Source organism: Pseudomonas sp. Root71, assembly GCF_001429045.1.
Classification (GTDB): domain Bacteria; phylum Pseudomonadota; class Gammaproteobacteria; order Pseudomonadales; family Pseudomonadaceae; genus Aquipseudomonas; species Aquipseudomonas monachiensis.
The window spans coordinates 385,260-397,167 of record NZ_LMHY01000025.1 but is presented as its reverse complement, the minus strand read 5'-3'; the positions used below and the strand labels follow the sequence as shown (position 1 = coordinate 397,167).

The following is an 11,908-nucleotide window of genomic DNA, read 5'->3' as shown; positions in this document are numbered from 1 at the left end:
GGCTCGCTCCCACAATTGATCTTCAATAGACACAAATTCTGTGATCGAAGTAGAACCCTGTGGGAGCGAGCTTGCTCGCGATGGGGCCAGTACAGGCAAAGAAGAATGCAGAAACAAAAAAGCCCCCGGACAAGTGATTGTCCGGGGGCTTTTTGCCATGCGCGAAAGCTGATTACTTCTTCAGGCCATAATGCTCATCAAGCATGCCCGGCGAGTTCGGGGCTTTCGGTGCGTAGTCGCGCGGCGGCTCCTGATCGCGCGGTGGCGTCAGGCGCTCACGGGGTGCCTGCGTCGCATCGGCGTGCAGGGAGGCCAGCAGGCGTTGGCGGGTCTGTTCGTCCAGGGCCAGGCGGTTGGCGCCCTCGGCGAGATGGTCCTGCACTTCCTGATAGCTCTGAGTCAGTTTCTTGACCAGTGTCGCGGTGCTGTTGAAGTGGGTCACCACCTCGTTCTGATAACTGTCGAAACGTTCCTGAATATCGTCCAGCTGACGCTGCGTGCGGCTGGGCGCGGCGTTCGGTGCAACGCGAGCGATCAGGAACCCAATGGCGACACCCACAACCAGGGCAAGAGTCGGTAACAACCAAACTAAGAGCGAGTGTTCCACGAGTCCTTCCTCTATAAACGGCTTTGCTTTACGTTAACGGCTCGAACCTGCGCTGTATACCGCGATTCACTCGCAATAGACAGCCACAGACAATTTGCTAGACGAGTCGACCTGATCCGAGGTCACGGAGTTCCTTCCTTGCTTATGCGTGAAACCCCTGTAGTGATTGATGGCCCGGTGGGTCAACTGGAAGCACTGTACCTGGACAACGAGCGGCCTCGCGGCCTGGCACTGATCTGCCATCCGAACCCGGTGCAGGGCGGCACCATGCTCAACAAAGTGGTCTCGACCCTGCAGCGCACTGCGCGTGATGCCGGTTTGATCACCCTGCGTTTCAACTACCGTGGTGTCGGCGCCAGCGAAGGCACCCACGACATGGGCACCGGCGAAGTCGATGATGCCCAGGCTGTGGCTGATTGGTTCAGGGCCAAACACCCGGAGTTGCCACTGACGCTGTTCGGTTTCTCCTTCGGCGGATTTGTTGCAGCAAGTCTCGGTGGACGTCTGGAAGCGAAGGGCGAACAGCTCAAGCACCTGTTCATGGTCGCGCCGGCGGTCATGCGCCTCGGCGATCAGGATCAGCTGCCGCAACAGGGCGAACTGACCCTGATCCAGCCGGAAACCGACGAAGTGATCGATCCGCAGTTGGTTTACGAATGGTCCGACAAGCTCGAACGCCCCCATGAGCTGCTGAAAGTGGCAGAATGCGGACACTTTTTTCATGGCAAGCTGACCGATCTCAAGGATCTGATCCTGCCGCGTCTCTCGAATTGATTGCAGTCTGACAAGCGATTACCCATGACGACTCGTACCCGTATCCTCACCGGCATCACCACCACCGGCACGCCGCACCTGGGCAACTACGCCGGCGCCATCCGCCCGGCGATCGTCGCCAGCCGTGACAGCAATGCCGATTCGTTCTACTTCCTGGCCGACTACCACGCCCTGATCAAGTGCGATGACCCGCTGCGCATCCAGCGCTCGCGACTGGAAATCGCCGCGACCTGGCTGGCCGGTGGCCTGGATGTGGACCGCGTGACCTTCTATCGCCAGTCCGACATCCCGGAAATCCCCGAACTGACCTGGCTGCTGACCTGCGTTGCCGCCAAGGGCCTGCTCAATCGCGCCCACGCCTACAAGGCTTCGGTGGACAAGAACGTCGAGACCGGTGAAGACCCGGACGCCGGCATCACCATGGGCCTGTACAGCTACCCGGTGCTGATGGCCGCGGACATCCTGATGTTCAACGCGCACAAGGTGCCGGTCGGTCGTGACCAGATCCAGCACGTGGAAATGGCGCGGGACATCGGCCAGCGCTTCAACCACCTGTTTGGCCAGGGCAAGGAGTTCTTCACCATGCCCGAGGCGTTGATCGAAGAGAGCGTCGCCACGTTGCCGGGCCTGGATGGCCGCAAGATGTCGAAGAGCTACGACAACACCATCCCGCTGTTCTCCAGCGCCAAAGAGATGAAGGACGCGATTTCGCGGATCGTCACCGACTCCCGCGCGCCGGGCGAAGCCAAGGATCCGGACAATTCGCACCTGTTCACCTTGTTCCAGGCGTTCGCCACTGCGGCGCAGGCCGACGAGTTCCGTAGCGAACTGTTGCAGGGCCTGGGTTGGGGCGAGGCGAAGAATCGTCTGTTCCAGTTGCTCGACAACGAACTGGGCGAATCCCGCGAGCGTTATAACCAGCTGATCGAGCGCCCGGCGGATCTGGAAGACATCCTGCAACACGGCGCGAAAAAAGCCCGTGCGGTGGCGACGCCATTCCTCAACGAACTGCGTGAGGCGGTGGGCCTGCGCTCGTTCGTTGCCCAGACCCAAGTGGCGGCGACCACCAAGAAGAAAGCCGTGAAGGCTGCACGTTTTGTCAGCTTCCGTGAAGACGACGGCAGTTTCCGCTTCCGTCTGCTGGCGGCCGATGGCGAACAACTGCTGCTGTCGCGCAACTTCGCCGACGGTAAAACCGCAGGGCAGGTGACCAAGCAACTGCAGTCGGGCCAGGATCTGGACGTGCGCAGTGAAGACCTGAGCTTCAGCGTCTGGCTGGAAGGCGAGTGCGTTGCCGACAGCCCGGCGTTTGCCGACAGCGCCGCCCGTGACGCTGCCGTCGAGGCTTTGCGCATCGCCCTGACGCCTGTTCAGGAATAAACAACGGTTCGGCCCGACCAAGGGCCGATTGCCATTCCTCGGGGCCGTCGCTACAGTGTCGGCCCGTTTTTGTTGCCTTGCTAACGAATTATGACGCCCCTAGAACGATATCAAGCTGATCTGAAACGCCCGGAATTCTTCCATGACGCCGCACAGGAAACTGCCGTGCGTCATTTGCAGCGCCTGTACGACGACCTGGTCGCGGCCGAGCAAAACAAGCCGGGCCTGCTGGGCAAGTTGTTTGGCAAGAAGGATCAGACCCCGGTCAAGGGCCTGTATTTCTGGGGCGGCGTAGGTCGCGGCAAGACTTACCTGGTGGATACCTTCTTTGAAGCGCTGCCCTTCAAGGAAAAGACCCGTACGCACTTCCACCGCTTCATGAAGCGCGTGCACGAAGAGATGAAAACCCTGGGTGGCGAGAAAAACCCGCTGACCATCATCGCCAAGCGTTTTGCCACCGAAGCCCGGGTCATCTGCTTCGATGAATTTTTCGTTTCCGACATCACCGACGCCATGATCCTTGGCACCCTGATGGAAGAACTGTTCAAGAACGGCGTGACCCTGGTCGCGACGTCGAACATCGTGCCGGACGGCCTCTACAAGGACGGCCTGCAACGCGCGCGCTTCCTGCCGGCCATTGCGCTGATCAAGCAGAATACCGAGATCGTCAACGTCGACAGCGGCGTCGACTATCGTCTGCGTCACCTCGAACAAGCCGAGCTGTTCCACTATCCGCTCGACGAAGCCGCCAACGAAAGCCTGCGCAAGAGCTTCCGTGCGCTGACACCGGAATGCACGGCGGCGGTCGAAAATGATGTGCTGATGATCGAGAACCGTGAAATTCGTGCCGTGCGCACCTGCGATGACGTGGCCTGGTTCAACTTCCGTGAACTGTGCGATGGCCCGCGCAGCCAGAACGACTACATCGAGTTGGGCAAGATCTTCCACGCCGTGCTGCTCAGCGATGTCGAGCAAATGAGCGTTACCACCGACGACATCGCCCGACGCTTCATCAACATGGTCGACGAATTCTACGACCGTAACGTGAAGCTGATCATTTCCGCCGAAGTCGAGCTTAAAGACCTGTACACAGGTGGTCGCCTGAACTTCGAGTTCCAGCGTACCTTGAGCCGACTGCTGGAAATGCAATCCCACGAATTCCTGGCCCGGGCGCACAAGCCGTAGGACGATTCGGAAAATAAAAAAGGCCTGCGATTGCAGGCCTTTTTTGTCAGCGCAAATCCTCCGCCCACAGGTTTGTACATTGTTTTGAAGTCAAATGTCCTCGTTGAGATAATGCGCAAGCTCGTGCTGCCGTTGGCAACCAAGCAGCAGCCAAAGCAGAATTCTGGCTTTTCGCGGACATAGAAAACCCGCCATCGATGCCCCCTTGCGAATTAAGTCCATTTCACCACCGCCAAAACCGTAAGAGGCACGTGCGGTGGAGCCGGAACCGGTTCGGGTCGCAATGATCACGGGGATTCGTTCGGCAATATGTTCAATCATTGTCGCCCAGCGCTGCGAGATGTGGCCGGCGCCGAAACCGCCGATCACCAGCCCGTCGTAATCGAGTGCGAGAATATTTTCCAGTAGCAGGGTGTCGGCCGAAAGTGAGGCCTCAAGCAGCGCAACCTTCTGCGTGGTCTGTTGCGGCAGCGGTAACACCGTGCGTGGCCCTGGCGGGCGCAGGTAGCGAACACGGTCTTCCAACAGTAGGCCCGCGGGCCCCACGACCGGAGAGGAAAACGCCTGTAATGCCAGCGAATCGGTTTTGCGGACGCTGCACGCTTGATGAATCTGTCCGTTCATCACGACCTGGACACCGCGTTGCTGGCTGTTCTGCGCCAAGGCAACGCGACATGCATCCAGAAGATTGGCCGGTCCATCGGCACCTGGCTGCGCTGCGGAACGCATGGCACCGGTCAGCACCAAGGGGGTGTCGTAGGGCCACAGGTAATCGAAAAACACCGCGGCTTCTTCGAGGGTGTCGGTGCCCTGGGTTATCACGACCCCATCGGTTCCCTGTTTGACCTGAAACTCAGCCCAGGACAATACGTTCAGCAAAAGCTCGAAATCCAGGGATGCACTGGGCAGCAGGCCGAGGGTCTCGACGGTGACTCCGGCCAGTGTCGTCAGTTCCGGTATGGAAGTCAGCAGGGCTTCGCCGCTGACGGTCGGGATGACGCCTTCACCGGCATTGCTCGCTTGCATGCTTACCGTGCCGCCAAGTGCCGCGATGGACAGTTTGGGCAGGTCCATGGGATACCTCGCTTGTTTGTAATGAAAAGTGGCTGTATCCGCTTTTGAGGCCGCGATACAGCCGAATAGCTGGGGCATTAATCAGCGATCAAAAAACCGATCAGCGGCACGATCAGCAGTGTGCTGATGGCCATCGACAGTACATTAGCGATGTAGGCGTGCATGTCGGCCGGTAATTTCCTGGCAATCACACAGGCCAGCGGTGGTGCGAGTAATGCCCCCAGCAGTGCACTTGAGACGATAATCTGCCAGCTGCCGCCATAGGCCAGGATTGCCGCGGGCACCACTGAAACCAGCGGGATGTAAGTGGGATACCAGCCGCGCAACATCCATTGTCGACGCCAGATCAGCACGCCGATGGCTGAGGCTAATGCCTGCGCGCCGATGATGTGCAGCAACAGGCCCGATCCGTACGCGGGGCTTGAAGGGTTCAAGCTGTACGCCAGCAATGCACCCAGTATCAGGCCAAGGCTAGCCAGCTCATTGCCGAAGAACGGTGCTTCGGAAAAGTCCGCCAGAATCCGGCGCAGGCTCCAGATGACGCCATAGTCGGGCGCCTTGGCGGGAGCAATCGAGGCGGGTGGCGTTTGCGACGACCTGGATTTCACCAGGCTCGGCCAATAGCGGCAGAATAGAAACGCCAGGACGCTGGCAATCGCCATGCCCAGCACATTGCCAATCACTGCAGGTAAGGCCAGCGGTTGGCACACGTAGTTGACGATCAGCAGGCACATCGGTGTGACGAATAGGGCGCCCATGAGTGCGCCGTTGATTGTGACCTTCCAGCCTCCACCAAACATCAGCACCATCGCCGCTGGCAGCGAGACGAATGCTACGAATGTGGGTTGCCAGGTTGTGGCTGTCACCGTCCAGCCCCACAGCAGATTGCTCAGCAGCAGCCCGAGCAACGAACTGGTGACCAGCCAGGGCCAAAGTCCCGTTCCATAGGAGATGGCAAACCCTTGCCAGGATTTCCCCGTTCGACTCGCCCAGTAAGCCAGATAAGCGCCCGCCAGCAGGCCGATCGAGGCGAACTCGTGCTTGTAGAAAGCCACCTCGCTGATGTCACCTAACACCCAGCGCAGCCGGGCACTCGGTTCGGGTAGCAGCGATACCATGTCGCCGTACCCGGGCCAATGTGCTCCCCAGAAAGTCCGGTTGCTGAAAGAAAGCCAGACGATCAGCAGTGTCGCGCCGATCATTAGCAGGACGACGGCTGTATCAATCGGTGATTTGCGCGATGGTTGGTTTTTGTCGGTTGTAACTTCCATGGGATAGGCCTCCTGATCAACGTGGGAGGCAAGGGTGTTGGGTGTAGCCGAGCATCTGATCGTAAAGGTCGGCTCGGCGATCGCGATGCAGATCGTTCAGGTTGTTCCAGATGGGCGCACTGCGGGAGCTGGTCAGGTCGACATCGGCAAACAGGATTTCCTGTCTGTCTGCCGAAGCCACGGCGCCAATCGGCCAGCCGTTGGTTCCGGCAATCAACGAGCAACCTAGGTAGCGCGCGCCGCGCTCCTCGCCGATCCGGCTGGCGGCAGCGATAAACACGTTGTTGACGTGAGCGGCGGTCATCGTCAGATACGACGCCATGCACTTACCGGCATCGTCGAACAGCGGCGGCGGTGTCCAGACCCAGTTGTTCAGGCTGCAAATGATGTCTGCGCCTTGCTGGGCGAGGATCCGTGGCACCTCCGGGAACCAGATGTCCCAGCAGATCAACAGCCCGATGCGGCCGATCGGTGTGTCGAAAACCGGGAAACCCAGGTCGCCGGGGGTGAACCAGAGCTTCTCCAGATTCCACAAATGGGCTTTGCGGTACTTGCCGATAAAACCGTCTGGTCCCACCAGAACGCCGGTGTTGAAGAGTCGCATGCCGTCGCGTTCGGCCAGGCCGGCCACGAGGTAAACGTTGTGTTCGCGGGCGAAGTCGATCCAGCACTGCACGCTTGGCCCGTCGGGAACCGCTTCGGCATGGGCGAAGGCATCCTGTCGATTGCTGAAGAAATAGCCGGTATTGGAAAGCTCGGGCAGAACGATGAGATTCGCACCGCTGTTTACCGCTTCAAGCGCCAATTCCAGGCTGCGACGCAGATTACCTACACATTTCTCGATGCCGACTTGTGGATCGAATTGCACGACTGCTACACGAACAGGGCTTGTTGGCTCAGTCATTCCGTCGTTCCTCTTTTTATTGTTTTTCAAGCTGTTAAATGGCGTGTGTATAAGAGGGGAGTCAGGAGTGGGATGTAAGTCAGCTACTTCCGTTTAGGTCGTAGTCCTTGTCCGAAAGTGGATCAGGGTGATGTTTGATGGCGGTGGGTAGCCGGCGCGAGAGGTAGAGCCATGTATTGCTTGCATGGCTCTGGAACGGGGATGTGATCAGATTTTGAGTTGGTAGTGCGGGTAGTCGCTCAAGGAAAATCCGCCATTGAAGGTCGCGGCGGTTTTGTTGCAGATATGAATCACTGCATCGACAGCACCGCGAAAACATGGCTCCGTCCAACCGGCATCGACGGAAAATGACTCGCCGGACAAATACAAGCCAGATACATGAGCAAAGTCCCGGTTGTACTTCATCAGGCCGACGGCATCATAGTAGGTGCCCGGTCGGTAAAGCTTGGCACAACCCAGAGCATTTTTATCAGTGATCCAACGCTGAACCACCGCTTGATCAATGCCGATGTAGGGAGAGATTTTTTCCTGGACGTTGGCAGAGTTCATGAGTATGCGATCCAGCTCTTCGGCGCATTTTGATACCAGCTCCTTATCGCTGAATGAGGCCAGCTTGGTTGCGTCATCTTCCCAGGTATAACTCAGCAGGATGCAGTCATAGCTGTAATTGTCGTTGTAGCGGTAGGTATAGACATCATGGATGAAACTGTCGGTTACGATGGCTTGCGGGATGTTTTTGTTTTTCGAGAGAAATGATTTTTTCAGCGGTGCAAACACTTTGCAGCTAGTTTCCCAGTGTGCGGTTTTGTAGGCGTTAATCGTCTCGAAAGGCAGCATCTCCCGGGTGAAATTTTCGAGCTTGATTCGAGTTTCAATCAGCCAGGAGGGTAGTGTCATGATGACCGAGTCAAAGTCATCAAATTGCTCCTGGATTTGCTCGGGTTGACTGTGTTTCCAGTTGTAATAGACGCGTATTCTTTGATTGGTCAGTTTTTCCAGTTTTGTGACGGATGAGTTGGTGAGAAGCCCATTGCTTCTTTCGAGGCAATGTTCGTAGAGGGACTTTCCGGTTTCGTCGGTTTTCACAAATAGCAGGCATTCGTCCAAAGCGGCGAGGCCGATGTAGCGGGGCCTGTCGAAACTCTGCCCCCATTGAGTCAAAAACGGCTTCGCTATTGAGGTAGGGCGAATCCAGTGGATCGCCGTTTGAGTCCACTCGACCATGGATCAGTTGCAATTGGCTGCTGAAACCGAAAATCGCGGTACGCAGAGGGTAGAGGCAGCAGACGTCGTAAAAAGCTCCCCAGCTACCGTCACCTATACCTATCGCGTAAAAAATTGCGGACTCTTGCGCAGACATTCCCATTCCGCCGAAATCCCCGGGTGAGCGGCGATCCCAAGTTTCCAGTGCTGGCATGCTGACCAGGTCGCGGAACGAGACACTCTCGTATTTTTCAACGATAGAAGCCCATATGGCTTCCCATTCCTGGCTCGCATAAAGCTCAGCAACGTGGCGGGTCATGCGATCGGCAAAGGCTTTCCACTTGGAATAAACCTTTTGCAATTCATCGCCGGGAGGCGGTGTGGCGCCGTCTTCGTTTTTCCATATCAACATTTGCGGCGCCGACCCGCCGCCCATGCTGCCCTCTCGGAGATAGATGCCTGTCGAGTTAACCCATTGGCTACCGGGGTTGGCGAAGTCTGAAAACGCCAATTCAAATTGATTGGCGTAGTAAGCCATCAGCGACCGACCTTCTGTCGGTGGCTCATCCGCCCGGTTAAAGAAGGGCATGCGCATGGCGCCCATTTCAAACGGTGTATGGCTTACTGCCGAGTTTTGGCTACCGGGAACGGTCAGATGCCTGCCGCCGATGCGTCTGGATTGTTCGATGAGAGTGATATGGGTAAAGCCGCAGCGATAGAGTTCTCTGGCGGCGGTCAGGCCTGTGACGCCGGCGCCGATGATGCAGATTTTATGTTGCGGGTCAGTTGCCTTGGCGATGCCGTTTTCCTGTTCTACCAGTGCACGATAGTCAAAGCACAAATCCGGCGGATTGGGAAAGCGAGCCGCCCATTTGCTTTTAGCCGAGCGCTTTGTTCGGGCGGCCTCCTTGGCGATGTATGAAGGGTAGTTGTAGCTTGATCCGATAGTCATGGTTGATCTTCCCTGATGGTGTTTGCAGGGAAGATTTTCAAGTTTTTTAAGGGGCTGCGTCTGTGGGCGGGGTTGGGTTCTTCGGCGCTCTGTATTCCGCTTTTTGCGTAGGAAAATGCACAGCGAAAGAACTGCGTGGCCGGCGCAAGATCTGCGTGGAAGCGAGCAGGCTCGCTTCCACATTCGGTTGGTGTTCGGCTACGCAGCCTGCTGAAACTGCTGCCGATACTGATTCGGCGACAACTCCGTGTGCTGGCGGAACAACCGGGCGAAGAAGCTCGCATCGTCATAGCCGACTTCATAGCTGATGGTCTTGATGCTCTTGCGGCTGCCGGACAGCAAGCCCTTGGCGGTTTCGATGCGCAGGCGCTGCAGGTAATGCAGTGGCTTGTCGCCGGTGGCGGTCTGGAAGCGGCGCATGAAGTTGCGGATGCTCATGCCGTGTTCGCGGGCGACGTCCTCGAAACGGAACTTGTCGGCGAAGTGATCTTCGAGCCAGTGCTGGATCTGCAGGATGATCACGTCCTGGTGCAGCTTCTGCCCGCCGAATCCAATCCGTCCCGGTGAATAACTGCGCTGCACTTCGTAGAGGATGTCCCGGGCCACGGCCTGGGACACGTTGGCGCCGCAGAAGCGCTCGATCAGGTAAATGTACAAATCGCAGGCCGAGGTGGTGCCGCCGGCGCAGTACAGGTTGTCGGCGTCGGTCAGGTGCTTGTCCTGATTGAGCTGGACCTGGGGGAAACGTTCGGCGAAGGCATTGAAGAACCGCCAGTAGGTGGTCGCTTCCTTGCCATTGAGCAACCCGGCTTCGGCCAGCCAGAAAACACCGGTGGCTTCGCCGCACAGTACGGCACCGCGCGCATGTTGTTGGCGTAGCCAGGGCAGGACTTGCGGGTAACGCTTGCAGAGGCTGTCGAAATCATCCCAGAACGCCGGAAGAACGATGATGTCGGCGTTTTCCAGCCCGCCGTCCACCGGAATCATCACATCACTGAAAGTGTTGACCGGTTTGCCGTCGGGGCTGACCAGACGGGTTTCGAACGCCGGTGTCAGGCCCTGGCCCAGCTGTTTGCCGTAGCGCAGGCTGGCGAGGTGGAAGAAATCCTTGGCTTGCATGAGGGTGGAAGCGAAAACCCGGTCGATGGCCAGGATGCTGACGCGCCGCAGGGGCGTGGAGGCTTGGTTAGACATAATTCAACTTTATTTTTATAGGGGGAAGTGGTCACCAGACGGCTGGATCGTCTTATTTTTTGTCGGATGTGTCCAGTGTCCTGTATCGGAAGCGAGGCTTAGTCTCTGAAGGTCAACTCATTCTAAAAACAAAGAAAAGGTGCCGCATGATCCCCAGAACCCTGTTCAGTTCCGAGCACGAGCTTTTCCGCGACAGCGTGCGGACGTTCCTCGAAAAAGAGGCGGTGCCGTTCCATGGGCAATGGGAAAAACAGGGCTATATCGACCGCAAACTGTGGAACAAGGCGGGGGAGGCGGGGATGCTTTGCTCGCACTTGCCGGAAGAGTACGGCGGCCTGGGAGCGGACTTTCTCTACAGTGCGGTGGTGATCGAAGAAGTGGGGCGACTGGGCCTGACCGGCATCGGTTTTTCCCTGCACTCGGACATCGTGGCGCCCTACATCCTGCATTACGGCAGTGAGGCGCTGAAGCATAAATACCTGCCGAAACTGGTGTCCGGCGAGATGGTTACCGCGATCGCCATGACCGAACCGGGCGCCGGTTCCGATCTGCAAGGGGTGAAAACCACGGCCGTGCTCGATGGCGATGAGTACGTGATCAACGGCTCCAAGACCTTTATCACCAATGGCTATCTGGCCGATCTGGTGATCGTCGTCGCCAAGACCGATCCGAAGGCGGGCGCGAAGGGCACCAGTCTGTTTCTGGTGGAAGCCAATACGCCGGGCTTCGACAAGGGAAAGCGCCTGGAAAAAGTCGGGATGAAAGCCCAGGACACCTCGGAGCTGTTCTTTCAGGACGTGCGTGTACCCAAGGAAAACCTGCTGGGCCAGGCCGGGATGGGCTTTGCCTACCTGATGCAGGAATTGCCCCAGGAGCGCCTTACCGTGGCCATTGGCGGGCTGGCTTCAGCCGAAGCGGCGCTGCAATGGACGCTGGACTACACTCGCGAGCGCAAGGCGTTCGGCAAGTCGATCGCGGATTTCCAGAATACCCGGTTCAAGCTGGCGGAGATGGCCACGGAAATCCAGATCGGCCGCGTCTTTGTCGACCGCTGCCTGGAACTGCACCTGCAAGGAAAACTCGACGTGCCGACGGCGGCGATGGCCAAGTACTGGGGCACCGACCTGCAGTGCAAGGTGCTCGACGAGTGTGTGCAGTTGCACGGTGGCTACGGGTTCATGTGGGAGTACCCGATTGCCCGGGCATGGGCGGATGCGCGGGTGCAGCGGATCTATGCCGGCACCAATGAAATCATGAAGGAGATTATTGCTCGGTCGCTTTGATTGGCGCTGATGGTTGAAAAGATCGCAGCCTCCGGCAGCTCCTACACAGAATTGGCGTACACCCTGTAGGAGCTGCCGAAG

General features: G+C 57.9%; 9 protein-coding genes and 1 pseudogene. 4 read left to right on the top strand and 6 right to left on the bottom strand.

Annotated features, from left to right (window positions below):
• Positions 1-172 precede the first annotated feature (172 nt).
• On the bottom strand, positions 173-607 hold the full coding sequence (locus ASD95_RS18060) for a YhcB family protein (RefSeq protein ID WP_056726239.1): 435 nt from the start codon (positions 605-607) through the stop codon (positions 173-175).
• 144 nt (positions 608-751) lie between these two features.
• Between ASD95_RS18060 and ASD95_RS18055 the strand changes: the two genes are divergently transcribed.
• From ASD95_RS18055 to zapE, 3 genes are all read left to right on the top strand, one after another.
• Complete coding sequence (locus ASD95_RS18055; RefSeq protein WP_056726238.1) at positions 752-1,381, top strand: alpha/beta hydrolase; 630 nt, start codon at positions 752-754, stop codon at positions 1,379-1,381.
• Positions 1,382-1,405: 24 nt separating this feature from the next.
• On the top strand, positions 1,406-2,761 hold the full coding sequence (locus tag ASD95_RS18050) for a tryptophan--tRNA ligase (protein ID WP_056726237.1): 1,356 nt from the start codon (positions 1,406-1,408) through the stop codon (positions 2,759-2,761).
• A gap of 90 nt (positions 2,762-2,851) precedes the next feature.
• Complete coding sequence (gene zapE / locus ASD95_RS18045) at positions 2,852-3,946, top strand: cell division protein ZapE (protein WP_056726236.1); 1,095 nt, start codon at positions 2,852-2,854, stop codon at positions 3,944-3,946.
• Between the two features lie 90 nt (positions 3,947-4,036).
• Here the strand turns inward: zapE and ASD95_RS18040 are convergent, their stop codons facing one another.
• The 5 genes and pseudogenes from ASD95_RS18040 to ASD95_RS18020 form a co-directional block, all read right to left on the bottom strand.
• On the bottom strand, positions 4,037-5,020 hold the full coding sequence (locus ASD95_RS18040) for an asparaginase (RefSeq protein WP_056726235.1): 984 nt from the start codon (positions 5,018-5,020) through the stop codon (positions 4,037-4,039).
• A 77-nt stretch (positions 5,021-5,097) separates the two neighbouring features.
• Entirely contained in the window at positions 5,098-6,291 is a 1,194-nt protein-coding gene (locus ASD95_RS18035) for a hypothetical protein (RefSeq protein WP_056726234.1), read from the bottom strand.
• Positions 6,292-6,307: 16 nt separating this feature from the next.
• Positions 6,308-7,195 carry a nitrilase family protein gene (locus tag ASD95_RS18030; RefSeq protein WP_056726233.1) on the bottom strand — a complete coding sequence of 296 codons (888 nt, stop codon included), beginning with the start codon at positions 7,193-7,195 and terminating at the stop codon, positions 6,308-6,310.
• A gap of 207 nt (positions 7,196-7,402) precedes the next feature.
• Positions 7,403-9,350, bottom strand: a pseudogene (locus ASD95_RS18025) (flavin monoamine oxidase family protein).
• A 198-nt stretch (positions 9,351-9,548) separates the two neighbouring features.
• Entirely contained in the window at positions 9,549-10,469 is a 921-nt protein-coding gene (locus ASD95_RS18020) for a GlxA family transcriptional regulator (RefSeq protein ID WP_177336483.1), read from the bottom strand.
• Between the two features lie 221 nt (positions 10,470-10,690).
• Between ASD95_RS18020 and ASD95_RS18015 the strand changes: the two genes are divergently transcribed.
• Positions 10,691-11,827 (top strand): acyl-CoA dehydrogenase family protein, encoded by a 1,137-nt coding sequence (locus ASD95_RS18015; protein ID WP_046041911.1) that lies wholly within the window; start codon positions 10,691-10,693, stop codon positions 11,825-11,827.
• The last annotated feature ends 81 nt before the right edge of the window (positions 11,828-11,908 follow it).